Origin of the sequence: Streptomyces griseoflavus (assembly GCF_014649995.1) — a bacterium.
In the GTDB taxonomy this organism is placed as follows: Bacteria; Actinomycetota; Actinomycetes; order Streptomycetales; family Streptomycetaceae; genus Streptomyces; species Streptomyces griseoflavus.
Genome location: NZ_BMUC01000007.1, coordinates 86,829 through 112,635 on the forward strand (window position 1 = coordinate 86,829; position 25,807 = coordinate 112,635).

Here is a 25,807-nt window from a genome sequence, read left to right on the forward strand (position 1 = left end):
CCATGTCTCTGCTCTCTGTCGACGAACTGACCGTCACCTTCGGTGGCGTCGGCCGCAAGGAGTCCCGGGCGGTCGACGGGGTCTCCTTCGAGGTGGACCAGGGCCAGGTCGTGGGCCTGGTCGGCGAGTCCGGCTGCGGCAAGTCCGTCACCTCGCTCGCCCTGATGGGCCTGCTGCCCCACAAGGGCGTCAAGGTCGGCGGGCGTGCCGAATTCGACGGCACCGACCTGTTCACCATGAGCCCGTCCGCCCGCCGCGACCTGCGCGGCAGCCAGATGGCGATGATCTTCCAGGACCCGCTGTCCTCCCTCAACCCGGTCGTGCCGGTCGGGGTGCAGGTCACCGAGATCCTGGAGCGCCACCGCGGGATGAAGGGGGAGGCCGCCCGCAAGGAGGCCGCCCACCTGCTGGACCGGGTCGGCATCCCCGACCCGACCCGCAGGCTCAAGGAGTTCCCGCACCAGCTCTCCGGCGGTATGCGCCAGCGCGCGCTCATCGCCATGGCCGTGGCCTGCGCTCCCAGCCTGCTCATCGCCGACGAGCCCACCACGGCGCTCGACGTGACGATCCAGGCGCAGATCCTGGAACTGCTCAAGGAGCTCGTGGACCAGGAGGGCACCGCCCTGCTGATGATCACCCACGACCTCGGTGTGGTCGCCGGTCTCTGCGACCAGGTCAACGTGCTCTACGCGGGCAAGGTCGTGGAGTCCGCCGGGCGCCGCGAGCTGTTCGCCCACCCCACCCACCCCTACGCGCACGGACTGCTGGGGTCCATCCCGCGTCTCGACTCGCCCCGAGGCGAGGCGCTCAAGCCCATCCGCGGCTCCATCAACGACCGCATCGCCTGGGCCGACGGCTGCGCCTTCGCACCCCGCTGCGACCGGTACGAGATGGGCTGCCTGACCGGCACCCCGCCGCTCACCGAGCCGCGCGCCGCCGGTCATGAGGTGCGGTGCGTCCATCCCGTACTCGACGACGCGAAGGCCGAGGAGGTCCCCGCATGAGCCTGCTCGAACTGGACGGCGTCAAGGTCCACTTCCCCATCAAGAAGGGTGTCCTGTTCGACCGCACGGTCGGCCACGTCTACGCCGTGGACGGGATCTCCCTGAAGGTCGAGGCGGGCCAGACCTACGGCCTGGTCGGTGAGTCGGGCTGCGGCAAGACCACCCTCGGCCGGTCCGTGCTGCGGCTGGTCGACATCACCGAGGGTTCCGTCGTCCTCGACGGGACCGACCTGGCGAAGCTGCCGGGCGAGGAGATGCGCCGCTTCCGGCGCCGGCTCCAGATGGTCTTCCAGGACCCGCTGGGCTCGCTCAACCCCCGGCAGAACATCGAGTCGATCCTGTCCGAGGGCATGGTCGCCCACGGCATCGGCAAGGACCAGGAGGAGCGCCGGGAGAAGATCAAGTCGATCCTGGACAAGGTCGGCCTGCCCTCCAACGCGCTCGCCCGCTACCCGCACGAGTTCTCCGGCGGCCAGCGCCAGCGCATCGGCATCGCCCGCGCGCTGGTCCTCGAACCCGACGTGATCATCTGCGACGAGCCGGTCTCCGCGCTCGACGTGTCGGTCCAGGCCCAGGTCATCAACCTGCTGGAGGAACTCCAGGAGGAACTCGGCCTGACCTACCTGGTCATCGCCCACGACCTCGCGGTGGTCCGGCACATCTCCGACGTCATCGGCGTGATGTACCTGGGCTCACTCGTCGAGGAGGCGCCGAGCGACGCGCTCTACGCCGAGCCGAAGCACCCGTACACCAAGGCCCTGATGTCGGCCGTGCCGGTGCCGGACCCCGAGGTGGAGGACCAGCGCGAGCGCATCCTGCTCGTCGGTGACCTGCCCTCCCCGGCGAACCCGCCGAGCGGCTGCCGTTTCCACACCCGGTGCCCGTGGGCCCAGGCCGAGCGGTGCTCGACCGAACGCCCCGAGCTGCGGGACGTCGGCGGCGGTCACCGGGTGGCGTGCCACTTCGCCGAGGAGATCGCGGCCGGGACGCTGAAGCTGACCGCCGGCGAGGTCGTGTCGGCCACGCGTGAGGGAGTGGAGGACGCCCCGCCGACGCTGCCGGAGCAGGCCGAGCGGGCGGAGGCCGCCGTCGCGGAGGCCGAGGAGGCCGAGGAGGCCGAGAAGGCGGTGAAGGCCGAGAAGGCGGACACCGTCGAGGCGGCCGACGCGCCCGAGAAGGCGGACACGGCCGAGGAGAAGGCCGCGGAGCCCCTCGAGGCCGGCAAGGCCGCCGAGCCCGAGCCCCGCAAGGCCGTGACGACCGAGAAGGACGCCACGACCGAGAAGGACGCCAAGGACGCGAAGGACGCGAAGGACGCCGAGGCCGAGAAGGCCGCCGAGGCCGGGAAGGCTGAGAAGGCCGACGAAGCCGTATAGCCCGTCCGTCCGCTGTCTCGCTGGAGACAGCAAGCTCACAGCGCCCCTCGCCTTCTATTGCAAGGCGAGGGGTGCTTGCTGAGTAAGAATGTACGGGTGCTGCAGCAACTGTTCAGTCCGTCCGTCCTGCATGTGCTCGACCTGATGGGCATCTTCGTCTTCGCGATCTCCGGTGCCCTGCTGGCCGTGCGCAAGAACTTCGACGTCTTCGGCATCGCCGTGCTCGCCGAGGTCACCGCGCTGGGCGGAGGACTCTTCCGCGACCTGGTCATCGGCGCGGTGCCGCCCGCGGCGTTCACGGACCTCGGGTACTTCGTCACCCCGCTGTTCGCCGCCACCCTGGTGATCTTCCTCCATCCGCACGTGGAGCGCATCCAGGTCGCCGTCAACGCCTTCGACGCGGCCGGGCTCGGCCTCTTCTGCGTCGTCGGGACGACCAAGGCCTACGACTACGGGCTCGGACTGACCGCCTCCGCCTGTCTGGGCCTGGCCACCGCCGTCGGCGGCGGCGTCCTGCGCGACGTGCTCGCCAACGAGGTGCCCTCGCTGCTGCGCTGGGACCGTGACCTGTACGCCGTTCCGGCCATCGTCGGCGCCACCATGGTCGCGCTGTTCATCCGCTACGACGTGCTGAACGCGATGACCAGTGGCGTCGCCGTGGTCACGGCCTTCGTGCTGCGGCTGCTGGCGATGCGCTACCACTGGCGGGCTCCCCGCGCGTGGCACCGCCGCTCGACGGTCAGGGAGGAGTAGCTCCGCCCGCCGTGCGGTGCCCGCCCAGCTCCTCGGTCAGCCAGCGGAAGGCCGGCACCACCTGCGGCCGCCACAGCGCCATCGTGTGTCCGCCGGCACTCCGCGGCAGCTTCACCACCTGCACGCTCGTCGGCGTCCTCGCGGCCCGGCCGAGCGCCACCGCGTCCTCGTAGCCGTCCTTCTCCTGGCCGGAGAGGTAGAGCGAGATCCGGGGCGGTGCCGCCGCCTCGCGCAGCATGCGGAGGGGGTCGTGCGCCGCGCGCAGGACCGGATCGCGTCCGGTGAGGGAGGCGCGTTCGACGGCCGGGTCGTTGTAGCCCGAGAGGCTGACCGCCGCGCCGTAGCGGTCGGGGTGCGCGATGGCGAGCCGGGTCGCGCAGTGCCCCCCGGCCGAGTACCCGGCGACCGACCACCCCCGCGGAGCGCTCTGCACACGGAAGTTGTCGATCACCATGCGCGGCACGTCGACGCCGAGCCAGCTCTCCGCGTTCACCCGGCCGGGAAGGTTGGCGCAGCCCGTGTCCGCGCCGGGGACCAGAGCGGTACGCGGTGCCACCAGCACGAACGGGGCGACGCGACCGTCCCGCATCAGCGGCATCAGCTGTTCGTGCGCGTCCAGCGTGCCGAACCATGCCTTCGCCGAGCCCGGGTAGCCCTGCAGCAGCTCGACCACCGGGAACCGGTGGCCGGCCCAGGCGGGATCGTCGTACTGCGGCGGCAGCCATACGTACACCTCGGCCTTCACCCCGGAGACCCGGCCGGTCAGCTCGGTGACGCGGACCCCGCCCGCCGTCCGCATGCCGGGTCCGGCGGCCGGCCGGAACGTCTGACGGACCTTGGGCAGCCGCTCCAGCACGACCCCGCCCGTGCCGTCGGCGCCGAGGTCCGCGGCGCGCTCCACATGGTCGCCGGTGCCCAGCAGGTCGGACCAGCTGTCGTAGAGCTGGTTGGAGTTGTTGACCAGCGTGAACACCAGGGTGATCGCCGTGGTCTGGGCGAACAGCAGCATGGCCACCCGGGTGACCGCCCGCACGGCGCGGGGCCCGCGCACCCGGGTCCACAGCAGGAGCGGCAGTCCGAGGGCGACGACCGCCAGGACGGCCAGGGTGCAGAGGAACGGGGTCCCGGTGAGGCTCATGTCCGGAGAGAGGGCGAAAACAGGCACCGGGTTCACACCACCGACCGACCCACCCGACAAAGCTACCGCTTAGTATTATCTTCTTGTACTGTTCATCCATGCCAGAAGCAGCCCTCGCCCGGGCCACCGAGGCCCCCCGGGCCACGATCGGCGCCAGTGAGTTCGACCGCGACACCGCTCTCACCCGGCGCGCGCCCGGCGTCTACGACATCGACCTCTCCGCCGGCTGGACGATCATCAACGCCGTCAACGGTGGTTACCTGCTGGCCGTTCTGGGCCGTGCCCTCGCGGACGCCCTGCCGCACTCCGACCCGTTCACCGTCTCCGCGCACTATCTGACCGCCTCCCAGCCGGGCCCGGCGGTCGTCCGCACCGAGACCGTGCGCACCGGGCGGACCCTGTCGACGGGGCAGGCGTCCCTGTTCCAGCGTGACGAGCAGGGCAACGAGGTGGAGCGCATCCGCGTCCTCGCCTCCTACGGCGACCTGGACTCCCTCCCCGACGACGTCCGCACGACGGCCGAGCCGCCCGCGATACCGCCGATGGAGCAGTGCTTCGGACCCGAGGACGGACCCGCCCCCGTCGAGGGCAGCTCCGCCATCACCGACCGCCTGATGCTGAAACTCGACCCGTCGACCCTGGGCTGGGCGCTCGGGCAGCCCTCCGGCAAGGGGGAGATGCGGGCCTGGTTCGGCCTCTCCGACGGCCGGGACCCCGACCCGTTCGCCCTGCTGCTCGCGGTGGACGCCCTGCCGCCGACCGCCTTCGAGATGGGCCTGACCGGCTGGGTCCCCACGGTCGAACTCACCGTCCACGTCCGCTGCCGACCCGCCCCGGGTCCCCTGCGCGTCGCCATCACCACCCGCAACCTCGCCGGCGGCTTCCTGGAGGAGGACGCCGAGGTCTGGGACACCGACAACCGCCTGGTCGCCCAGTCCCGCCAACTGGCCAGAGCCCGCCTGACCTGACCCCCTCCCAGCCCGCCCTCCCGGCCCGTCCGGCGTTCGACGACGAGGCCCCGCCCTCCCGGCCCGTTCGGGGCCTGGGGGAGCGGCTTCGCCTTCCCGGTCCATGCGGCACCCGGGAACGAGGCCCCGCCCTCTCAGCCCGTCCGGCGTTTGAGGACGAGGCCCGTCCAGGGCCGAAGGGGGGTCCGGGGGTGCAGCCCCCGGGGACGGGAAGGGGCGGCGGGGGCGAAACCCGCTCACCCGCCCCCACCCGGCAGATCCAGCCAATGCGCCCGCCCGACACTGATCAGCCGCAACTGCCGCGCCGCCAGCCCGGCCACCCGCTCCCGTTCCCCCGGCCCACCCTCCGCCGCCGCCTCCAGCAACAGCGACGCAGTCATCAGCATCTGATCCACATACAGCTGCGCCAGCATCAGCAGGTCCTCCTCCCCCCACCCCGCGGACACCGCGTCCGAGGCCAACGCCTCCCCGACCTCCGCGGTGAACAGCTCCAACTGCCCGCGTATCGCTTCCCGCACCGCCCGCACCCCGCCGTGCCGCTCCCGGGCGATGAACCGGACGTGCGCCGGATGCGCGTCCACATGACCGGCGATCAACCCGACGGCACGCGCGATGCGCTCCTCCCCGTCACCGGTGGTGGACACCGTCGTCCGGATCATCGGGTGCAGGCTGCCCAGCGCCTCCTCGACCAGCGCCACGCCCAGGTCCTCGACCGACCGGAAGTGCCGGTAGAAGGCGGTCGGGGCGATCCCCACGGCCCGGGTGACCTCGCGCAGGCCCAGGCTGCTCAGGCTCTGTCCCTCCAGCAACTCCAGCGCCGCGTCGAGCAGTGCCTGCCGGGTTTTCTCTTTCCGGGCCTGCCGGACGCCGGAGATGTGACTCATACCATGCAGTCAACAACTGTTCTCCGGAATTGAGAAGTGAGGGCGAGGGCTACCCTGGGAACTCAGTGAACAACTGTTCCTACAAGCGTTCACCGAACCTGGGGGATCCACTCATGCTCTTCCTCGTCGCCGCGCTTCTGCTGCTGGGCGTCGCCCTGGGCACCGTGGCCCACGCGCCGCTGACCTTCTCCGTCGCCGCCGGTGCCGTCATCGCCGTCTGGCTGGGCGTCTTCGCCCTGCGCGAGCGCCACGGCCGCCGACGCGGCACCCCGGCGCGCTGACCCGCCCGAAGACCCACCTGAGCGACCCCGACACCCGAGCGACCCCGACACCCGACCGAACCCGCCGACCCCCGACCGTGGGAGCCGATCGCCATGCACCTCACCGCACCGGCCGGCCGACGCACCGGTATCCACGACACCGACGGGATGGCCGTCGCGTCCTTCGTCCTGGGCCTGCTGGGCCTGCTCGTCCTCAACGTCTTCCTCGGCCCCGCCGCCATCGTGCTGGCGGCCCTCGCCCTGTGGCGGGGCACGCCCCGACGCGGCCGAGCCCTCCTCGGCCTCGGACTCGGCGTCGCCGACCTCCTCGTCCTCGTGGCGTTCATGCAGACGGACGGCACGTTGTCGTGGAGCTTCTGAGCCGCCACCGCGATCCGGCCGGCGTCGTCCCGGCCGACGGCGACCCGGGCCCGGTGCGCGCGGCCCCGTAGAATCGGCCCCACCATGGCTTACCTCGACCACGCCGCGACCACCCCGATGCTTCCCGAGGCAGTCGAGGCACTCGCCGCGCACCTGGGCGTCACCGGCAACGCCTCCTCCCTCCACGCGGCCGGGCGCCGTGCCCGGCGCACCGTCGAGGAGGCCCGCGAGACCCTCGCCGAGGCCCTCGGGGCCCGCCCCAGCGAGATCGTCTTCACCTCCGGCGGCACGGAGGCCGACAACCTCGCCGTGAAGGGCCTCTACTGGTCCCGCCGCGACGCCGACCCGGCCCGCACCAGGGTCCTGGCCAGCCCCGTCGAACACCACGCCGTCCTCGACGCCGTCCACTGGCTCGGCGAGCACGAGGGCGCCACCGTCGAGTACCTGCCGGTCGACTCCCACGGCCGGGTCCACCCGGACGCCCTGCGCCGGGCCATCGCCCGCAACCCCGACGACGTCGCCCTCGCCACGGTCATGTGGGCCAACAACGAGATCGGGACCGTCCTGCCGGTCCGCGAACTCGCCGAGGCGGCAGCCGAGTTCGGGGTGCCACTGCACTCCGACGCGGTCCAGGCCTTCGGCCAGGTCCCCGTCGACTTCGCCGCCTCCGGGCTCGCCGCGATGACCGTCTCCGGCCACAAGATCGGCGGCCCGTACGGCATCGGCGCGCTGGTCCTGGGCCGTGAGCACACCCCCGTGCCGGTCCTGCACGGAGGCGGTCAGGAGCGCCATGTCCGCTCCGGCACCCTCGACGTCCCCGCCGTCGCCTCCTTCGCGGTCGCCGGACGGCTCGCCGCCGAACAGCGGGAGTGGTTCGCCCGCGACGTCGGGCGGCTGCGGGACGACCTGGTCGCCGCGGTCCGCGAGGCCGTCCCCGACGCCGTCCTCGGCGGTGACCCCGCGCCGGACGGCCGCCTGCCGGCCAACGCCCACTTCACCTTCCCCGGGTGCGAGGGCGATTCGCTGCTGCTGCTGCTCGACGCCCAGGGCATCGAGTGCTCGACCGGTTCCGCGTGCACGGCCGGGGTGGCCCAGCCCAGCCACGTCCTGCTGGCCACCGGGGTGGACCCCGATCTCGCCCGCGGGACGCTGCGCTTCTCCCTGGGGCACAGCTCGACGGAGGCGGACGTCGAGGCGCTGGCGAAGGCCATCGGTCCGGCGGTGGAGAGGGCCCGGGCGGCGGGGCTGGTGTAGGGGGTGTGCCGCCCCCTCCGCCTCTTCCCTTCCCGACCCCGGGGGCTGCGCCCCCAGGCTCCCTTCGCGCCGTCCCCGCGCCCCTTCGTCCCTAGGGCAGTGCCTTGGTGTCCGGTTCCGTCGGCGTCGTCGTGCGGGCCGCGCGGACGAGCTTGAGGTAGCGGTTCCAGTCCCAGTGCGGCCCCGGGTCGGTGTGGTCGGTGCCGGGCACCTCGATGTGGCCGATGATGTGCTCCCGGTCCACGGGGATGTCGTAGCGGGCGCATATGCGGGCCGTCAGACGCGCCGACGCCTCGTACATCTCGTCCGTGAGGTCCCCGGGCCGGTCCACGAAGCCCTCGTGCTCGATGCCGATGCTGCGCTCGTTGTAGTCGCGGTTGCCCGCGTGGTACGCCACGTCCAGCTCGCGGATCATCTGCGTGACCCGGCCGTCCTGGCCGACGATGTAGTGCGTCGCCGCCTTGTGGCCCGGGTCCTGGAACGCCCGCACCGCGCTGTCGAAGCTGCCCTGGGTGACATGGACGATCACCATGTCGATGCCGAAGTCGTCCGGCCGGTCCGCCCGCCGCCAGTTCGCGTCCGAGGCCGCCACCCAGCGGGCACCCGCGAAGTCGACCGCGCCCGGCTCGCGCGGCTTCTCCACGCCGGGCACGCGCCACCACAGCCGCGCCAGCTCGTCACGGGCCAGCACCGCCGTGCCCGCCGCGGCCGCGACCCCGCCCACGATCAGGGCCCGCCGGCCGATGCGCCGGTCCGTGTCCGCGGATGCCTTGTGATCCCCCATGTGAGCGTGAACGGATACCCGGCCGCCCTGGTTCCCGCGCCCCCGTACCCTTGAAGGGCTATGACTGACATCCCGCAGCGCTCCCGCCCCCTCCGCGTCCTGGCCGCCATGTCCGGCGGAGTCGACTCCGCCGTCGCCGCCGCCCGCGCCGCCGAAGCGGGTCACGACGTCACCGGAGTCCACCTCGCGCTCTCCGCGAACCCGCAGTCGTTCCGTACCGGCGCACGGGGCTGTTGCACCATCGAGGACTCGCGCGACGCCCGCCGCGCCGCCGACGTCATCGGCATCCCGTTCTACGTGTGGGACCTCGCCGACCGCTTCCGCGAGGACGTCGTCGAGGACTTCGTCGCCGAGTACGAGGCCGGCCGCACCCCGAACCCGTGCCTGCGCTGCAACGAGAAGATCAAGTTCGCGGCGCTGCTGGACAAGGCGCTCGCGCTCGGCTTCGACGCCGTGTGCACCGGCCACTACGCCCAGGTGATCCAGCGCGAGGACGGCACGCGCGAGCTGCACCGCGCCTCCGACATGGCCAAGGACCAGAGCTACGTCCTCGGTGTGCTCGACGACCGCCAGCTCGCCCACGCCCTGTTCCCCCTCGGTGACACCGTCACCACCAAGGAGGAGATCCGCGCGGAGGCCGAGCGGCGCGGACTCGCCGTCGCCAAGAAGCCCGACTCGCACGACATCTGCTTCATCGCCGACGGCGACACCCAGGGCTTCCTCGCGGGCCGCCTGGGGAAGGCCGAGGGCGACATCGTCGACGAGTCCGGCGCCAAGGTCGGCAGCCACGAGGGCGCGTACGGCTTCACCATCGGCCAGCGCAAGGGCCTGCGCATCGGCACCCCCGCCCCCGACGGCAAGCCCCGCTACGTCCTCGACATCTCCCCGGTGACCAACACCGTCACGGTCGGCCCCGCGGCGGCCCTCGACGTCACCGCCCTGACCGCGGTCAAGCCCCGCTGGTGCGGCGCCGCCCCCACCGGCCCCGGCACCTACACCGCCCAGCTGCGCGCCCACGGCGGCGAGACCGAGGTGACGGCGGAACTCGTCGACGGCACCCTCGACGTGACGTTCACCGAGCCCGTCAGGGGCGTCGCCCCCGGCCAGGCGATCGTGCTGTACGACGGCACCCGCGTGGTCGGCTCGGCGACCATCGCGTCCACGGTGCGGGCGGCGCGGACCACCTCGGCCGTCTGACGGGGTCCGGCATCCGTGGGGCCGGACGGCCCTCCGGAACAGGGACGTCCGGCCCCGGTCCGGGGGACCTCCGGCGGCGCCCCGCCCGCCGCCCGCCGTGATGTGCTGCGGATGCGCCCTCCGGTCTCCGCACGGCCGCCGTGCACCGGCCGGAGCGCGCGCACCCCTGCCACAGAGCCGACAGGAAACGCCGCGATGCCCCGCACAGCCGTCCCCGCCCCAGCCGTCCGCCCGGCGCGAGCCGCCTTCCCGGTGTCCCTCGCCCGGAGCGCGCGGCGGGTGGACGCGTGACCACCGACTACCACAGCCTCCTCGCCCGGCAGGAGGCCATGCGTCTGCGTGACCGGCTGCGCGCCCCCGCCGGGCACGTGGCACCCCACGCCTCCCCGGCCACCGCGGCGGCCGGCCTCCCGGCCCTGCCCGCCGGGCCCGCGGACGCGGAGGCGATCGTCCGCGACATCGCCCGGGTCACGCCCTTCAGCGCGCTCATCGAGCACCTCTACGACGTCATGTTCGAGCGGCACCCGTACCTGCGGCAGCTGTTCCCCGCCTCGATGGAGTTCCAGATGGCCCACCTGGAGCGGGCCTTCCGGTACCTGATCGAGAGCCTGGACCGCCCCGACGAGGTGACCGCCTCCTTCACCCGCCTCGGCCGCGACCACCGCAAACTCGGTGTGCTCCCGGTGCACTACGAGGTGTTCGAGGAGGCGCTCCTGGAGGCGCTCCAGCGGCAGGCCGGCGGACGGCTCGGGGACGACGTCACGGGCGCGTGGCTGCGCATGGTGCGGTTCGCCGCCGCGGCCATGGTGCGGGGCGCGAACGACGCGCTCGGCGAACCGGCCTACTGGAGCGGCACGGTGACGTCCCACCAGCGCCGCCGCCCCGACCTCGCCGTTCTCCGCCTCCGCCCGTCCGAGCCGTACCCCTGCCTGCCCGGCCAGTACGTCAGGCTGCAGAGCCCGCTGCTCCCGCACACCTGGCGCCCGTACACCCCGGCCGGCCTGCCCGGGACCGACGGCGAACTGGAGTTCCACATCCGGCGCACCGGCTCCGGCGGTGTGAGCGACGCCCTGGTGACCGGCACCGGCGTCGGCGACACCCTGCTGCTGGGCCCGGCCCAGGGCACCACCACCCTGGGGGACGACCCCGTGCGGGACGTGCTGATCGTGGCCGGCGGCACCGGCTGGGCCACGGCGAGGGCGCTGCTGGAGGACCTGGCCGCGCGCCGCGTCCCGGGCCGCTCGGCGCACCTGTTCCTCGGCGCCCGTACCGCCGGCGACCTGTACGACGAGCCGGCGCTCGCCCGGCTGGAGAACCGCTGCCCCTGGCTGCGGGTGGTCCGGGTGACCGAGGACGGCTCCGGCCCGTGCGAGCCCGGGTCCGTCGGCGCGGCGGTCGCCCGGCACGGCGACTTCACCGGGCACGTCACCTACGTCAGCGGCCCGCCCGCCATGGTCACCGCGGTGACCCGGCACCTCGCCGCACTCGGGCTGCCCGCCGACCGCGTCCGGCACGACCCGGTCCCCGACCGCCCCCTGGCCGTGCTCACCCCCTGAAGAAGTCCGCCAGCACCGGAGCCAGGACATCCGGTTCCACCATGTGGGTCTGTCCCCCCAGGGCGCGGTACGTGCCCCGGGGGACCGCCTCCGCGATCGCCCGCGCGGCCTCACGCATCCACGCCGGGCTCGCGTCCCCCGCGATCGACAGCACCGGCACCCCGATCCCCGCCAGCAGCTCGCGCGGCACGCTCCCGTCGCCCATCACGGCGTCGTCGTACGCCAGGCTCGCCGCCATCGACTCCATCGCGGCCCACATCGGGGACTGCCGGGCACCCCGGATGACCGCCTCGCCCAGCCCGGTCAGCCGCAGGAAGAGCTCCACCGCGTCCCCGCGCCGCCCCTCCGCGAGCGCCGCAGTCAACTCCCCGGTGTACCGGGCGCGTTCGTCCAGGTCCTCCGCCGACGTCGCGAACGGCGTCTCGTACACGGCGACATGGCGCACCGGGAGTCCGCTCGCCGCCGCCCTGAGCGCCAGCGCGCCCCCCGAGGACACGCCGTACAGCGCCGCCTCGCCGCCCACCGCCTCGATCAGCGCCGCCAGGTCCTCGACCTCGCGCTCCACCGCGTACGGCGCCGTGTCACCGCTCGCGCCCCGGCCCCTGCGGTCGTACACGACCACCCGGAACCGCTCCGACAGAGGAGCCGCCAGCGGCGCCACCGTGGCCCCCGTCGACATCGCACCGCTGACGAGGACGATCGCGGAGCCCCGGCCGGCACTCTCGTACGCCAGGGAGGTGCCGTCGCGCGAAGTGATGTTCTTGTCCATGTCTCGACAGACTGCCGCACGGTGCGAAGTTCGTCGGGGAGGCGGGCGGCGCGTCCGCCGATCACAACCCTTCTACGCGACCCTCCACGCGATCGGCGCCGTCAGCCGACTTCCACGTCGTAGAAGCACAGGTGGTCCCTGATCTCCGCGACGGCCGCCTTCGGCTCCGGGTACGCCCAGACCAGGTCCGCCGCGTCCGGCAGGGACCAGTACGAGGCGGTGCCCTTGAACGGGCAGTGCGTGTGCGTCGCGGACGGCGTCAGCAGACCGAGCCGGACGTCCTCCGGCGGGATGTAGTAGCGGGCGGGACAGCCCGTCTCGTGCAGCACCAGCGCCCGGTCGCTCTCCGCCAGCACCTGCCCGTCGCGCACGACACGCACCCGCCGGTCACTGGGCTCGACGGTGATGCGGTGGCCCTTGGTCATGATCGCTCCTCACGAGTAGCCGACTCGCTGATGACAGCGCACGCTGGAGCGGAGTTCTTCCCGAGGAGGTCCCATGGGAGCCCAGAACACCGACAGGAACCGGGGAACTCTCGCCCACCGCGCCCGGTACGCCCTGGGCCACCCCCGCCGCGTCCCCGCCCACGCGCGGCGCGCCCTGCGGGACACCTGGCTGCGGCTGCTCCACCGCGACCACGTCGCCTACTACCGCGCGGTCATGGCCTCCGACGCCGCCCGCAGCGCCGAGGCGGCCGTCGGCCACAACCCCTCCCGCGACCAGTGGGCGCGCATCGGCCGGATGCAGTTCGACTACCTGGTCCGGCACGGCCTGCGGCCCCACCACCGGATGCTGGACATCGGCTGCGGCAACCTCCGCGCGGGGCGCCTGTTCATCGACCACCTGGACCCCGGCCACTACTACGGCATCGACATCTCGCCGCACATCCTGCTCGCCGCCCAGGACACCCTCGTACGCGACGGACTCCAGGCCAAGCTGCCCCACCTGACCCTCGCCGACGACCTCACCCTCGCCTTCCTGCCCGAGGGCCACTTCGACGTCGTGCACGCGCACAGCGTCTTCTCGCACTCGCCCCGGCACGTCGTCGAGGAGTGCTTCGCGCACGTCGGCCGGGTGCTGGCGCCCGGCGGGTTCTTCGACTTCACCTTCGACCGCACCGAGGGCGAGGAGCACCAGGTGCTGCACGAGGACTTCTACTACCGGACCGGGACGCTGGCGGAGCTCGCCGCCGGGTACGGCCTGGCGGCGCGGTTCATGGACGACTGGGAGGAGCTGCCGCACCGGCAGTCGAAGATGCGGCTGACCGCGATGTCCGACCGGACCCGTACCGTGGGTCCGTGAACATCTGCGTCTTTCTCTCCGCCGCCGACCTCGACGACCGCTACACCGGACCCGCGCGGGACTTCGCACGGCTGCTCGGCAAGGGCGGGCACACCCTGGTCTGGGGCGGCTCCGACACCGGGCTGATGAAGGTCGTCGCCGACGGGGTGCAGGAGGCGGGCGGCCGGCTGTGCGGCGTCTCCGTGGAATTCCTCGCGGCGAAGGCACGCGACGGCGTCGACGAGATGGTGATCGCGGGGGACCTCGCCGAGCGCAAGCGGCTGCTGCTGGAGAAGGCCGACGCCGTCGTCGTCATGGTCGGCGGCACCGGCACCCTCGACGAGGCGACCGAGATCCTGGAACTGAAGAAGCACGGGCACACCGAGAAGCCGGTGGTGCTGCTGAACACCGCGGGGTTCTACGACGGGCTCAAGGAGCAGTTCCGCCGCATGGAGGACGAGGGCTTCCTGCCCCGCCCGCTCACCGACCTGGTGTTCTTCGCCGAGGAGCCGGTGGGCGCGCTGGCCTACCTGGAGGAGAGCCTGGGCGTGGAGTGAGCGTCCGGTGATGCGAGCATGGCGGACATGGCTACACATGTGATCACCGGAGCGGGCTCCGGCATCGGCGCGGCCGTCGCCCGCCGTCTGCACGCGCGCGGCGACGACCTCGTGCTGCACGCGCGGGACGCGGGCCGGGCGAAGGAACTGGCGGCCGAGTTCCCCGGTGCCCGCACCCTCGTCGGCGACCTCGCCGACCCCGACCGGCTGAGCTGGGCCTTCTCCCACCAGTCGCTCCCCGACCGGGTGGACTCCCTCCTCCACGTCGCCGGCGTGGTCGACCTCGGCCCGGTCGGCGAGCTGACCCCGAAGACCTGGCGCCACCAGCTCAACGTCAACCTCCTGGCGCCCGCCGAACTGACCCGGCACCTCCTGCCCCAGCTCCGCGCCAGCCGCGGCCACGTGCTCTTCGTCAACTCCGGCGCCGGCCTGAACGCCCACGCCGACTGGTCCGCGTACGCGGCCTCCAAGCACGGCCTGAAGGCCCTCGCCGACTCGCTGCGCCACGAGGAGCACGGCAACGGGGTACGGGTCACCTCCGTCTATCCCGGCCGCACGGCGAGCCCCATGCAGGCCAAGGTCCACCAGCAGGAGGGCAAGGACTACGACCCCGGCAAGTGGATCGACCCCGAGTCCGTCGCCACGACGATCCTGACGGCCCTGGACCTTCCGAGGGACGCCGAGATCAACGACCTCACCGTACGGCCCGGGCGCTGACGAGCGGCCCGTCCGGCGTTCGAGGGCGGGGCCGGTAAGGGGGTCCGGGGGCGCGGCCCCGGGACGGGAGGGGGAGGGGCGGCGGGGGGCGAAAACCCCCTGCCGCGAGGCCGACCGTACGCTTCTCGCGTGAGCGAAAACAGCCAGCCCCTCTTCGGCCCCGCCACCGGCGTCGGCTCCCTGCCGGGCGGCGACGCCCGGGAAGCCGCCAGGACGGTCACCGGCAGCTTCGAGGACTTCCCCCACCTCCCCGAGCTCCCCGCCCGCGGCCCCGGCGCCGACATGATCGGCCGCACCGCCGGCCTGCTCGTGGAGCTGTACGCCCGGGTCGAACCCAGCGGCTGGCGCATCGGCGACCACCCCGGCCGCGACACCAGGCGCGCCCGCTCCTGGCTCGGTGAGGACCTCGACGCGCTGGAGGAGTTCACCCAGGACTACCAGGGCCCGCTCAAGGTCCAGGCCGTCGGCCCCTGGACCCTCGCCGCCGCCCTGGAGCTCAGGAACGGCGAGTCCGCCCTCTCCGACCCCGGCGCCTGCCGCGACCTCGCCGCCTCCCTCACCGAAGGGCTCCGTCTCCACCTCGCCGAGCTGCGGCGGCGCATCCCCGGCGCCCGCCCCGTGCTCCAGCTCGACGAGCCCTCCCTCACCGCCGTCCTGCGCGGTCAGGTGCGCACCGCGAGCGGCTACCGCACCCACCGCGCGGTGGACCGGCAGATCGTCGAGGCGACGCTGCGCGACGTCGTCGGGGTTCACGACGGCGGGCCCGTCGTGGTCCACTCGTGCGGAGCGGACGTCCCCTTCGCCCTGCTGCGCCGGGCCGGCGCGGCGGCGGTCTCCTTCGACTTCTCCCTCCTCACCGAGCGTGACGACGAGGCGATCGGGGAAGCGGTGGAGGGCGGGATGCGGCTGTTCGCCGGTGTCGTCCCGGGCACGGACGGCCCACTGTCCGACCCGGGCGGTAGCGTCATGGGTGTCAGGACGCTCTGGCGCAGGCTGGGGCTGCGGCCGGGACTCCTCCCGGAGGCGGTCACCCTCACTCCGGCGTGCGGACTCGCGGGGGCTTCTCCCGCGTACGCGCGCTCGGCCTACGCACACTGCGTCCGGGCGGCGAGATCCCTCGCGGACAACCCAGAGTAACGGGAGGACACAACGGTGGCCGGCGACAAGCAAGCGGAGACGACGAGCGTGCCCGCCGAGGCGCGGGAGCAGCACGCCCGGCTCGCCGAGCAGATCGAGGAGCACCGCTTCCGGTACTACGTGAACGACGCCCCCGTCATCAGCGACGCCGACTTCGACTCGCTGCTGCGCGAGCTGGAGGCGCTGGAGGAGCGGCATCCGGAGCTGCGCACCCCGGACTCGCCGACCCAGAAGGTCGCGGGAGCCTACGAGACGGAGTTCACCTCCGTGCGGCACGTCTCGCGCATGCTGTCCCTCGACAACACGTTCAACGACGACGACCTCGCCGCCTGGGCCGAGCGCATCCACAAGGAGCTGGGCGAGCAGAAGTTCCACTTCCTGTGCGAGCTGAAGGTCGACGGTCTCGCCGTCAACCTCACCTACGAGCGGGGCCGGCTCGTCCGCGCGGCGACCCGCGGCGACGGCCGCACCGGCGAGGACATCACACCCAACGTCCGCACCATCGCCGAGATCCCGGACCGGCTCACCGGCGACGAGGTGCCGGACCTGGTGGAGATCCGCGGCGAGGTCTTCTTCCCGATGGAGAAGTTCCAGGAGCTCAACGCCCGGCTGGTCGCGGCCGGTGACAAGCCCTTCGCCAACCCGCGCAACGCGGCGGCCGGTTCACTGCGGCAGAAGGACCCGAGGGTCACCGCCACCCGCCCGCTGCACATGGTGGTCCACGGCATCGGCGTCCTGGAGGGCTACCAGGGCATGACCCGCCTCTCCCAGGGCTACGACCTGCTCAAGACCTGGGGCCTGCCCACCTCCGAGCACAACAGGGTCGTCGACGACCTCGCCGGCGTACGGGAGTTCATCGCCCACTACGGCGAGAACCGGCACTCCGTGGCCCACGAGATCGACGGTGTCGTCGTCAAGCTCGACGAGATCCCGCTCCAGGGCCGCCTCGGTACCACCTCGCGCGCCCCCCGCTGGGCCATCGCCTACAAGTACGCGCCCGAGGAGGTCAACACCAAGCTGGTCGACATCCGCGTGGGCGTGGGCCGCACCGGCAGGGTCACCCCGTACGCGCAGGTCGAGCCGGTGACGGTCGCCGGGTCCGAGGTCGAGTTCGCCACGCTGCACAACCAGGAGGTCGTCAAGGCGAAGGGCGTCCTCATCGGCGACACCGTGGTGCTCCGCAAGGCCGGTGACGTCATCCCCGAGATCCTCGGCCCGGTCGCCGACCTGCGCGACGGCAGCGAGCGGGAGTTCGTGATGCCGGCCGAGTGCCCGGAGTGCGGTACGCCGCTCAGGCCGATGAAAGAGGGCGACATCGACCTGCGCTGCCCCAACGCGCGGGGCTGCCCCGCCCAGTTGCGGGAGCGGCTGTTCTACCTGGCCGGGCGCAAGGCGCTGGACATCGAGCACTTCGGCTATGTCGCCGCGGCGGCGCTGACCAGGCCGCTGGAGCCCGAGGACCCGCCGCTGAAGGACGAGAGCGACCTCTTCGACCTCACCGTCGAGCAGCTGCTGCCCATCAAGGCGTACGTCCTCGACCAGGACAGCGGGCTGCCCAAGCGGGACCCGAAGACCGGCGAGGAGAAGATCGCCACCGTCTTCGCCAACCAGGAGGGCGAGCCCCGGAAGAACGCGGTCGCGATGCTGGCGAACATCGCGGCGGCCAAGGAGCGCCCGCTGGCCCGCGTGCTGACCAGCCTGTCGATCCGTCATGTCGGTCCGGTCGCCGCGGAGGCGCTGGCCCGCGAGTTCCGGTCCGTCGACCGCATCGAGCAGGCCACCGAGGAGGAACTGGCGGGCACCGAGGGGGTCGGCCCGACCATCGCCGCCTCCCTCAAGCAGTGGTTCGCCGAGGACTGGCACCGGGAGATCATCCGCAAGTGGAAAGCGGCCGGCGTCCGCATGGAGGAGGAGCGGGCCGGCGAGGACGAGGGGCCGCGTCCGCTGCAAGGGCTCACCGTCGTCGTGACCGGGACGCTGGAGGACTTCACCCGGGATGGCGCGAAAGAGGCGCTGCAGAATCAAGGGGCGAAAGTGACCGGATCGGTGTCCAAGAAGACGTCGTTCGTCGTGGTCGGCGACAATCCCGGGTCAAAGTATGACAAGGCGATGCAGCTCAAGGTGCCGGTCCTGAACGAAGAGGGTTTCACCGTCCTTCTCGAGCAGGGACCGAAGGCCGCGGCCGACGTCGCCCTTTCGGCCGAGGAGTAGCGGTTGAAGGCCACCCGATCGGCGCATACCAGATGCATACGGGTGGCTGGGGCGCATTCGGGCAACCGTCGGCGACCGGTGCCCGTGGAAGCCGTCCGCGGCCTACTGTTGAGAGGTGCGCCCGCCGTGCCCAGCTGCGGTCGGGGCGACCCCGCGCCCGCGAAGGGCCAGGGGAAGGGCTTTCCACCGCGGAGCCGCTGAGGGTTGTCGGGCATCGGGCCGCGTGGCGCGGGCACCGCCGGCTGTGAGAGGGACGGGAATGGAACCGACCGAGAGCGCCGCCACGGGCTCACGGCTGCGCCTGCGCCGCATGGCGGTCGCGTGGCGGCGCGGCCGTGGGGACGGGCGGCCCGCGGGGCCGCCGGGCGCACGGGCACGCACCGGCGACGGCCTCGCGGACGGGCGCGGCGCCGTACCGCCGGCCGCCGGGCACGGACCCCGGCTGTCCGCGTCACTGTCGGCGTCACTGTCCGAGGCGGACGCCGAACGGCACCCGTCCTGGCCCGCGTTGCCCACCGCGGTCGTCGCGGCGGCCGGCTTCGTGCTCGGCGCCGGCTTCCTGCGGGCCTTCACCGGCGGACACGCGCTCTTCCCGTCCGGGACCGTCGGCTGGTCCCTGGCCGTGCTGACCGGGATCATCGTCGGGCATCTGGTGATGCTGGGCCGCTCCCGCTGGTGGGGCGGCACCGGCTCCGGCGCCGCCCTCACCCTCGCCGTGCTCATGCTGTACGGCTGGATCGCGGCCGTACTGGTCAGCCTCACCGTCGTCGTGCTGGTCGGTGTCGCCCGGCGGGGCCGCTGGCGGCAGGGCGTGCTGCAGGGCTCGGTGGACCTGCTCGGCATCGGCGCGGGCGCCCTGGTGCTGGCCGCGTTCGGCTGTGTGCCGTCCGTCGAGTCGCCGTCGACCCCCGACACCTGGACCCCGTACACCGCCCCCGGGGTGGTGCTCCTCGCCGCGGTCTATCTCACGGTCACCCGCGGGCTGTTGTGGTATCTCAACACCCCCCGCGCGGGGCTGCCGACCGTGGCCCGCAGCGCCCTGGTCCGGCAGGGGCTGGTCGCGGTCGCCCTGCTCGGCATAGCGCCCCTGGTGTGTGTCGTCGCCGACGCCAAGCCGGTGCTGCTGCCGCTCTTCTCCATCCCGCTGATCGCCCTCGACTCCACCCTGTGGATCGCCCGCGCGCGGGCCGAGGAGCAACTGCGCGATCCGCTCACCGGGCTGCCCAACCGGCAGTGGCTGCAGGAACGCATCTGGACCGCGCTGGACGACGCGGAGCGGATCGGCGTGCGGTCCGCGCTCATGCTGATCGACCTGGACCGGTTCCGGTCGGTCAACGACACGCTCGGGCATCTCGCCGGTGACCGGCTGCTGTTGCAGATCGCCGACCGGCTGAGAGCCGCGCTGCCGCGCGGGGCGGAGGCCGCGCGGCTCGGCGGTGACGAGTTCGCCGTCTTACTGCCCGTCGCCGACTCCACCACGTCCGCGACCCGCGTCGCCCGCGGTCTCGTCGCCGCCCTCAGCTCCCCGCTCGACCTCGACGGCCTCACCCTGGTCCTGGAGGCGAGCGCGGGAGTCGCCGTGTTCCCGGACCACGCGATCGACGCGGAAGGGCTGCTGCGGCGGGCGGACGTGGCGATGTACCAGGCCAAGCGGGACCGCACGGGCGTCGAGGCGTACGAGTCCAAGCGCGACTCCAACACCCCCGACCGGCTGGGGCTGCTGGGCGATCTGCGCCGGGCGCTGGACGCCCGCGAGGTGGAACTGCACTACCAGCCCAAGGTGCGCTTCGACGGACAGGTCTCCGGTCTCGAGGCACTGGTGCGGTGGGTGCATCCGGAGCGGGGCAAGGTGCCGCCGGACGAGTTCATAGCGATCGCCGAGTCGTCCGGGCTGATGCCGCACCTCACCGAGTACGTACTGGAGACGGCGCTCGGGCAGGTCGCCGAGTGGCGCGCCCAGGGCCTGTTCGTCCCGGTGGCCGTCAACGTCTCGCCGCGCGACGTCCACACCCCCGGCTTCGCCGGTTCCGTCGCGGCGCGGCTGGCCCGGCACGGGGTGCCGGCGGGAGCGCTCCAACTGGAGATCACCGAGCACGTGCTGCTGGAGGACCCGCAGCGCGCGGCGGACACCCTCAACGCGCTGACCGGGCACGGGGTGAAGATGTCCCTGGACGACTTCGGGACCGGGTACTCCTCGCTGGTGCACCTGCGGCGGCTGCCGGTGAGCGAGCTGAAGATCGACCGTTCGTTCGTGGCGCGGCTGGCCATCGACACCGAGGACGCGGAGATCGTGCGGTGCACCATCGACCTCGCGCACTCCCTGGGGCTGCTCGTGGTGGCGGAGGGCGTCGAGGACGACGAGACCTGGGAGCGGCTGCGGGACCTGCGCTGCGACGCGGTGCAGGGCTGGCTGGTCGCCGCGGCGATGCCGCCCGAGGAGACGACGGCCTGGCTGCTGGCCCGCGGCTCCCGGGGCTGGGTACGCACCGCCGCCGCACTGCCGGCCGCGGCGACCGACGAGTGACCCGGCCCGCCCGCGGGAGGGCCGGCCGGTGCGTCGGCGGAGGGCCCTCGTCCTGATCGCCGCCGGGCCGCCGCGCACGGTGCCGGCGCGCCCGCACCCGCCCGAGGCGACGCGCGGGGCCGTGGCGCCCGCCGCCGACGCGGGACGGTGACGACGGTCACGTCGCGGGCGGTCTTTCCGCGCCGCACGACACCGGGGACCGGTCGCGGGCAAACCGTTTACCGGGCACGGCGCCCCGCCCCATAGGATTGGCCCCAAACCACACACACTCACCCCAGAGGATCGCTGCATGCCTGGCATCACGCGCGAGGAGGTCGCCCACCTCGCCCGGCTGGCGCGTCTGGAGCTGAAGCCCGAAGAGCTCGACCACTTCGCAGGCCAGCTCGACGACATCATCGGCGCGGTCGCCCGCGTCAGCGAGGTCGCCGACCAAGACGTACCGCCGACCTCGCACCCGCTCCCGCTGACGAACGTCATGCGGCCGGACGAGGTCCGTCCCTCGCTCACCCCCGAGCAGGCGCTCTCCGGCGCCCCGGCCCAGGAGCAGCAGCGTTTCAAGGTGCCGCAGATCCTGGGGGAGGAGTAATTCGCCATGAGCGATCACATCATCAGGCTCACCGCCGCCGAGACCGCCGCGAAGATCGCCTCCGGCGAGCTCACCGCCGTCGAGGTCACCGAGGCGCACCTGGCCCGCATCGAGGCCGTCGACGAGAAGGTGCACGCCTTCCTGCACGTCGACCGTGAGGGCGCCCTGGCGCAGGCACGGGCCGTCGACGGGAAGCGGGAGCGCGGCGAGAAGCTCGGCCCGCTGGCCGGCGTCCCCCTCGCGCTGAAGGACATCTTCACCACCGAGGGCATCCCGACCACCGTCGGTTCCAAGATCCTCGAAGGCTGGATCCCGCCCTACGACGCGACGCTCACCAAGCGGCTCAAGGCCGCCGACGTGGTCATCCTCGGCAAGACCAACATGGACGAGTTCGCCATGGGGTCCAGCACCGAGAACAGCGCGTACGGGCCGACCGGCAACCCGTGGGACCTCACCAGGATCCCGGGAGGCTCCGGCGGCGGTTCGTCCGCCGCGCTCGCCTCCTTCCAGGCGCCGCTCGCCATCGGCACGGACACCGGCGGCTCCATCCGCCAGCCCGCCGCCGTCACCGGCACCGTCGGCGTGAAGCCGACGTACGGCGCCGTCTCCCGGTACGGCATGGTCGCCTTCTCCAGCTCCCTCGACCAGGGCGGCCCCTGTGCCCGTACGGTCCTGGACGCGGCCCTGCTGCACGAGGTGATCGCCGGACACGACCCGATGGACTCCACCTCCATCGACGAGCCGGTCCCCGCGGTCGTCGAGGCCGCCCGCAACGGCAGCGTCGAGGGCATGCGCGTCGGCGTCGTCAAGCAGTTCCGCGGCGAGGGCTACCAGGCCGGGGTCATCCAGCGGTTCGACGAGTCCGTCGAGCTGCTGAAGGGCCTCGGCGCCGAGATCGTCGAGCTGGACTGCCCGTCCTTCGACCTCGCGCTGTCGGCCTACTACCTGATCGCGCCCTCCGAGTGCTCCTCCAACCTCGCCCGCTTCGACGGCCTGCGCTACGGCCTGCGGACCGGCGACGACGGCTCGCACTCCGCGGAGGAGGTCACCTCGCTGACCCGCGAGGCCGGCTTCGGCGACGAGGTCAAGCGCCGCATCATGCTCGGCACCTACGCGCTCAGCTCCGGCTACTACGACGCGTACTACGGCAGCGCCCAGAAGGTCCGTACGCTGATCAAGCAGGACTTCGACAAGGCGTTCGAGCAGGTCGACGTGATCGTCTCCCCGACGACCCCCACCACCGCCTTCGCGATCGGCGAGCGCGCCGACGACCCGATGGCGATGTACCTCGCCGACCTGTGCACCATCCCGACCAACCTGGCCGGCAACGCCGCCATGTCGCTGCCCTGCGGCCTCGCGCCGGAGGACAACCTGCCGGTCGGACTCCAGATCATCGCCCCGGTCATGAAGGACGACCGCCTCTACAAGGTGGGTGCCGCCGTCGAGGCCGCCTTCGTGGAAAAGTGGGGCCACCCGCTGCTCGAGGAGGCTCCGTCGCTGTGAGTGCACTGACCAAGGCCAAGGGCTTCAAGAAGTCCAAGTCCGGCACGTACCTGTCCATGGCCGCAACGGCGTTCGGCGCGCTCGGTGTGGCGAAGCGGCTGAAGACGGCCCGCGCCGAGAAGGACACCCTGGTCCTCATCGACGCCACCGTGTCCGCCGCCGCCATCGTCACCGGCCTCGCCATCCTCTACCGCGAGCTGAAGCGGCTGGGCGACGACGACGTCCTGCTGGGCTGAGAGGGAAGTTTCACCGTGACCACCACGACCGACCTGGTGTCGTACGAGGACGCTCTCGCGTCGTACGACCCCGTCATGGGCCTCGAGGTCCATGTCGAACTCGGCACCAAGACCAAGATGTTCTGCGGGTGCTCGACCGAGCTGGGCGCCGACGCCAACGCGCAGACGTGTCCCGTCTGCCTCGGCCTGCCCGGCGCCCTCCCGGTCGTCAACGCGATCGGCGTCGAGTCCGCGATCAAGATCGGTCTCGCGCTCAACTGCGAGATCGCCGAATGGTGCCGCTTCGCCCGGAAGAACTACTTCTATCCGGACATGCCGAAGAACTTCCAGACCTCCCAGTACGACGAGCCGATCGCCTTCGACGGCTACCTCGACGTGCAGCTGGAGGACGGCGAGACCTTCCGTGTGGAGATCGAGCGCGCCCACATGGAGGAGGACACCGGGAAGTCCACGCACGTGGGCGGCGCCACCGGGCGCATCCACGGCGCGTCCCACTCGCTGCTCGACTACAACCGCGCGGGCATCCCGCTCATCGAGATCGTCACCAAGCCGATCACCGGTGCCGGCGAGCGTGCCCCCGAGGTCGCGCGGGCGTACGTCCGTGAGCTGCGCGAGCTCATCCGGGCGCTCGGCGTGTCCGAGGCCCGGATGGAGATGGGCCAGATGCGCTGCGACGTGAACCTGTCGCTGCGCCCGCACGGCCGGGAGAAGTTCGGCACCCGCTCGGAGACGAAGAACGTCAACTCGCTCCGGTCGGTGGAGCGTGCCGCCCGCTTCGAGATCCAGCGGCACGCCGCCGTGCTGAACGACGGCGGGACGATCATCCAGGAGACCCGGCACTTCCACGAGGACACGGGGTCCACGACCTCGGGCCGGGTGAAGGAGGAGGCCGAGGACTACCGGTACTTCCCCGAGCCCGACCTGGTTCCCGTGGCGCCCTCGCGCGAGTGGGTCGAGAAGCTGCGGGCGGAGCTGCCCGAGCTGCCGCTGGTGCGCCGCAGCCGGCTCCGCGAGGAGTGGGGCATCTCCGGCACCGACATGCAGGCGATCCTCAACGCCGGCGCGCTGGACTCCATCGTCGCCACGATCGACGCCGGTGCCGACGCCGCCTCCGCCCGCAAGTGGTGGATGGGCGAGCTGGCCCGCGCCGCCAACGAGTCCGGCACGGCGCTCGACGGGCTCGCGATCACCCCGGCGCAGGTCGCCCGGGTCACCGAGCTGGTGAACGCCGGCGACCTCAACGACAAGCTGGCCCGCCAGGTCATCGAGGGCGTCCTCGCGGGTGAGGGCACGCCGGACGAGGTCGTCGACAAGCGCGGTCTGAAGGTCGTGTCCGACGAGGGCGCGCTCACCACGGCCGTCGAGGAGGCCATCGCCGGCAACCCGGCCATCGCGGACAAGATCCGCGGCGGCAAGGTCGCCGCGGTCGGCGCGCTGGTCGGCGCCGTCATGAAGGCCACGCGCGGGCAGGCCGACGCGGCCCGCGTGAAGGAGCTGATCCTTCAGCAGTTGGGCGTCGAGGGCTGAGGTCCCGGCAGCACGGAAGAGGGGGACGCACCCGCCGGGTGCGTCCCCCTCTGTCATGGGATCAGTGACGGTGCGCGGTCAGATACGGCGGCCCACCACGCGGGCGAAGCCCAGGGTGCGGCCCCGGTCCGCGCGCAGCAGGGCCGCGTTCTCCCGGCTCATCCGCGCAGGGAACTCCTCCGTGCTCGTCTCGGCCACGGCGTCGCACCACAGCAGCCACTCCTGCCAGCCGTCCCGCAGCCAGTCGGCCGTCTCGACCTCCACGGCCCCGCTGCGGGTCCAGTGGCGGCTCCACCAGGCGGGGGAGTGGAAGCACCAGAACGCGGGCTCCCAGAAGGACGCCAGGTGCTCCGGGGGTTCGCTGCCCGCGATCTCCTCGTGGATCGCCGGGACGACCACCCCGATCCGTCCGCCGGGCTTCAGCAGCCGGGTCAGCGTCGGCAGGTAGAGATCGTCGGTGCCGAAGTACTGGTAGGCGTCGATCGAGACGATCGCGTCGAAGCTCTCCTCGCCGAAGGGCAGGTCGTGCGCCTCGGCGAGCACCGGCAGCACCCGGTCGGCGACGCCCGCCTCGGCGATCCGGCGCTGGTTCTCCTCCGGCCGGATCCACAGATCGGCCGCGGTGACCTGGAGGCCGTACTCCTTGGCGAGGAAGACCGACGTCATGGCGCGTCCGCAGCCCAGGTCGAGCACGCGGGCGCCGGGGGGCAGGGTGTCGAGGCCGAGGGCCGGGGCGAGCCACTCCAGCAGCCACAGCGCGTGCGGGCCCATCGCGTTGTCGACGGTCCAGCGGGCGTCGTACGCGGCGCTGCGGGGATACCGGGGGAGGGCGAGGCGGCTAGCGAGGTCGTCGGGAGGGGTGGGGTGGTTCGTGGTGATGTCCGACATCGGTGAACGGGCTCCTTGAGGCCGTGAAGAGGGAACAGGTCGCGTCGGAGAGGGGACGGACAAGCATCAAAGCACCTGCTTCGGCCGGCGGCGGGCTGCCGCGGAACGTCGGACCGACGGACGCTAGCAGGCGGCGGGCGGCACCCGCATCCGGGTTTTTCCGGCCCGGCGCACGACCCGCCCGCGCCATGAGCGGACGAGAGGGTTCCGGAAATGTGAGTTAGTACACGAAAGCGACAAAGGATCATTTTCTCCTGCGACAGTGGCAGTGCATTGCTCATGCGTTCTTTGCGGGCTGTTCCGTCATCGCACGACT

25 protein-coding genes are annotated in these 25,807 nt (G+C 72.6%); 19 read left to right on the top strand and 6 right to left on the bottom strand.

The window, feature by feature from the left end:
- Nucleotides 1–2 precede the first annotated feature (2 nt).
- The 3 genes from IE172_RS16320 (at nucleotide 3) to IE172_RS16330 (ending at nucleotide 3,133) form a co-directional block, all read left to right on the top strand.
- Complete coding sequence (locus tag IE172_RS16320) at nucleotides 3–1,004, top strand: ABC transporter ATP-binding protein (RefSeq protein ID WP_190097973.1); 1,002 nt, start codon at nucleotides 3–5, stop codon at nucleotides 1,002–1,004.
- The gene (locus IE172_RS16325) at nucleotides 1,001–2,380 is read left to right on the top strand and encodes an ABC transporter ATP-binding protein (RefSeq protein ID WP_190097974.1); all 1,380 of its coding nucleotides are present in this window, start codon (nucleotides 1,001–1,003) and stop codon (nucleotides 2,378–2,380) included. The genes IE172_RS16320 and IE172_RS16325 overlap by 4 nt, the downstream gene beginning before the upstream one ends.
- A gap of 96 nt (nucleotides 2,381–2,476) precedes the next feature.
- On the top strand, nucleotides 2,477–3,133 hold the full coding sequence (locus IE172_RS16330) for a trimeric intracellular cation channel family protein (protein WP_190097975.1): 657 nt from the start codon (nucleotides 2,477–2,479) through the stop codon (nucleotides 3,131–3,133).
- On the opposite strand, the gene IE172_RS16335 is transcribed toward IE172_RS16330, so the two are convergent.
- On the bottom strand, nucleotides 3,120–4,271 hold the full coding sequence (locus IE172_RS16335) for an alpha/beta hydrolase (RefSeq protein WP_190097976.1): 1,152 nt from the start codon (nucleotides 4,269–4,271) through the stop codon (nucleotides 3,120–3,122). The two genes, IE172_RS16330 and IE172_RS16335, sit on opposite strands and share 14 nt — an antisense overlap.
- Nucleotides 4,272–4,369: 98 nt before the next feature.
- On the opposite strand from IE172_RS16335, the gene IE172_RS16340 reads away from it, so the two are divergent.
- Nucleotides 4,370–5,239: a thioesterase family protein gene (locus tag IE172_RS16340; RefSeq protein ID WP_190097977.1), complete on the top strand. Its 870-nt coding sequence runs from the start codon at nucleotides 4,370–4,372 to the stop codon at nucleotides 5,237–5,239.
- A gap of 236 nt (nucleotides 5,240–5,475) precedes the next feature.
- Here the strand turns inward: IE172_RS16340 and IE172_RS16345 are convergent, their stop codons facing one another.
- Nucleotides 5,476–6,123, bottom strand: coding sequence for a TetR family transcriptional regulator (locus IE172_RS16345; protein ID WP_190097978.1), 648 nt, complete (start codon nucleotides 6,121–6,123; stop codon nucleotides 5,476–5,478).
- Between the two features lie 113 nt (nucleotides 6,124–6,236).
- On the opposite strand from IE172_RS16345, the gene IE172_RS16350 reads away from it, so the two are divergent.
- From IE172_RS16350 to IE172_RS16360, 3 genes are all read left to right on the top strand, one after another.
- Complete coding sequence (locus IE172_RS16350; protein ID WP_189559607.1) at nucleotides 6,237–6,404, top strand: hypothetical protein; 168 nt, start codon at nucleotides 6,237–6,239, stop codon at nucleotides 6,402–6,404.
- 93 nt (nucleotides 6,405–6,497) lie between these two features.
- Nucleotides 6,498–6,764: a DUF4190 domain-containing protein gene (locus IE172_RS16355; protein WP_190097979.1), complete on the top strand. Its 267-nt coding sequence runs from the start codon at nucleotides 6,498–6,500 to the stop codon at nucleotides 6,762–6,764.
- 84 nt (nucleotides 6,765–6,848) lie between these two features.
- Nucleotides 6,849–8,018, top strand: a complete 1,170-nt coding sequence (locus tag IE172_RS16360; RefSeq protein ID WP_190097980.1) for a cysteine desulfurase family protein — start codon at nucleotides 6,849–6,851, stop codon at nucleotides 8,016–8,018.
- 91 nt (nucleotides 8,019–8,109) lie between these two features.
- Here the strand turns inward: IE172_RS16360 and IE172_RS16365 are convergent, their stop codons facing one another.
- Nucleotides 8,110–8,802: an N-acetylmuramoyl-L-alanine amidase gene (locus tag IE172_RS16365; protein WP_190097981.1), complete on the bottom strand. Its 693-nt coding sequence runs from the start codon at nucleotides 8,800–8,802 to the stop codon at nucleotides 8,110–8,112.
- A 60-nt stretch (nucleotides 8,803–8,862) separates the two neighbouring features.
- Here IE172_RS16365 and mnmA point away from each other — a divergent pair, with 60 nt between their 5' ends.
- Both mnmA and IE172_RS16375 read left to right on the top strand, forming a co-directional pair.
- On the top strand, nucleotides 8,863–9,999 hold the full coding sequence (gene mnmA, locus IE172_RS16370; protein WP_190097982.1) for a tRNA 2-thiouridine(34) synthase MnmA: 1,137 nt from the start codon (nucleotides 8,863–8,865) through the stop codon (nucleotides 9,997–9,999).
- Nucleotides 10,000–10,286: 287 nt separating this feature from the next.
- Nucleotides 10,287–11,555, top strand: coding sequence for a globin domain-containing protein (locus tag IE172_RS16375; protein WP_229886123.1), 1,269 nt, complete (start codon nucleotides 10,287–10,289; stop codon nucleotides 11,553–11,555).
- On the opposite strand, the gene IE172_RS16380 is transcribed toward IE172_RS16375, so the two are convergent.
- Both IE172_RS16380 and IE172_RS16385 read right to left on the bottom strand, forming a co-directional pair.
- Nucleotides 11,545–12,324, bottom strand: a complete 780-nt coding sequence (locus tag IE172_RS16380; RefSeq protein ID WP_190097983.1) for an alpha/beta fold hydrolase — start codon at nucleotides 12,322–12,324, stop codon at nucleotides 11,545–11,547. The genes IE172_RS16375 and IE172_RS16380 overlap by 11 nt on opposite strands.
- 101 nt (nucleotides 12,325–12,425) lie before the next feature.
- Nucleotides 12,426–12,749 carry a DUF427 domain-containing protein gene (locus IE172_RS16385; RefSeq protein ID WP_190097984.1) on the bottom strand — a complete coding sequence of 108 codons (324 nt, stop codon included), beginning with the start codon at nucleotides 12,747–12,749 and terminating at the stop codon, nucleotides 12,426–12,428.
- Between the two features lie 73 nt (nucleotides 12,750–12,822).
- On the opposite strand from IE172_RS16385, the gene IE172_RS16390 reads away from it, so the two are divergent.
- The 10 genes from IE172_RS16390 to gatB all read left to right on the top strand — a co-directional run bounded on the left by IE172_RS16390 (nucleotide 12,823) and on the right by gatB (nucleotide 24,603).
- Nucleotides 12,823–13,626, top strand: a complete 804-nt coding sequence (locus IE172_RS16390) for a class I SAM-dependent methyltransferase (protein ID WP_190097985.1) — start codon at nucleotides 12,823–12,825, stop codon at nucleotides 13,624–13,626.
- Nucleotides 13,623–14,162 (top strand): LOG family protein, encoded by a 540-nt coding sequence (locus IE172_RS16395; RefSeq protein ID WP_190097986.1) that lies wholly within the window; start codon nucleotides 13,623–13,625, stop codon nucleotides 14,160–14,162. Before IE172_RS16390 ends, IE172_RS16395 begins: the two co-directional genes overlap by 4 nt.
- Nucleotides 14,163–14,180: 18 nt before the next feature.
- The gene (locus tag IE172_RS16400; RefSeq protein ID WP_190097987.1) at nucleotides 14,181–14,879 is read left to right on the top strand and encodes an SDR family oxidoreductase; all 699 of its coding nucleotides are present in this window, start codon (nucleotides 14,181–14,183) and stop codon (nucleotides 14,877–14,879) included.
- 129 nt (nucleotides 14,880–15,008) lie between these two features.
- Nucleotides 15,009–16,016 (top strand): methionine synthase, encoded by a 1,008-nt coding sequence (locus tag IE172_RS16405; protein WP_190097988.1) that lies wholly within the window; start codon nucleotides 15,009–15,011, stop codon nucleotides 16,014–16,016.
- A 15-nt stretch (nucleotides 16,017–16,031) separates the two neighbouring features.
- Nucleotides 16,032–18,227 (top strand): NAD-dependent DNA ligase LigA, encoded by a 2,196-nt coding sequence (ligA, locus tag IE172_RS16410; RefSeq protein ID WP_190097989.1) that lies wholly within the window; start codon nucleotides 16,032–16,034, stop codon nucleotides 18,225–18,227.
- Nucleotides 18,228–18,486: 259 nt separating this feature from the next.
- Complete coding sequence (locus IE172_RS16415; RefSeq protein WP_190097990.1) at nucleotides 18,487–20,751, top strand: putative bifunctional diguanylate cyclase/phosphodiesterase; 2,265 nt, start codon at nucleotides 18,487–18,489, stop codon at nucleotides 20,749–20,751.
- A gap of 289 nt (nucleotides 20,752–21,040) precedes the next feature.
- Nucleotides 21,041–21,337 carry an Asp-tRNA(Asn)/Glu-tRNA(Gln) amidotransferase subunit GatC gene (gene gatC / locus IE172_RS16420; RefSeq protein ID WP_004925108.1) on the top strand — a complete coding sequence of 99 codons (297 nt, stop codon included), beginning with the start codon at nucleotides 21,041–21,043 and terminating at the stop codon, nucleotides 21,335–21,337.
- Between the two features lie 6 nt (nucleotides 21,338–21,343).
- On the top strand, nucleotides 21,344–22,840 hold the full coding sequence (gene gatA, locus IE172_RS16425) for an Asp-tRNA(Asn)/Glu-tRNA(Gln) amidotransferase subunit GatA (protein ID WP_190097991.1): 1,497 nt from the start codon (nucleotides 21,344–21,346) through the stop codon (nucleotides 22,838–22,840).
- On the top strand, nucleotides 22,837–23,076 hold the full coding sequence (locus IE172_RS16430) for a hypothetical protein (RefSeq protein WP_190097992.1): 240 nt from the start codon (nucleotides 22,837–22,839) through the stop codon (nucleotides 23,074–23,076). The genes gatA and IE172_RS16430 overlap by 4 nt, the downstream gene beginning before the upstream one ends.
- A 15-nt stretch (nucleotides 23,077–23,091) precedes the next feature.
- Complete coding sequence (gene gatB / locus IE172_RS16435; protein WP_190097993.1) at nucleotides 23,092–24,603, top strand: Asp-tRNA(Asn)/Glu-tRNA(Gln) amidotransferase subunit GatB; 1,512 nt, start codon at nucleotides 23,092–23,094, stop codon at nucleotides 24,601–24,603.
- A gap of 78 nt (nucleotides 24,604–24,681) precedes the next feature.
- Here gatB and IE172_RS16440 read toward each other — a convergent pair whose 3' ends face one another.
- Nucleotides 24,682–25,491, bottom strand: a complete 810-nt coding sequence (locus tag IE172_RS16440) for an SAM-dependent methyltransferase (RefSeq protein WP_190097994.1) — start codon at nucleotides 25,489–25,491, stop codon at nucleotides 24,682–24,684.
- Between the last annotated feature and the right edge of the window lie 316 nt (nucleotides 25,492–25,807).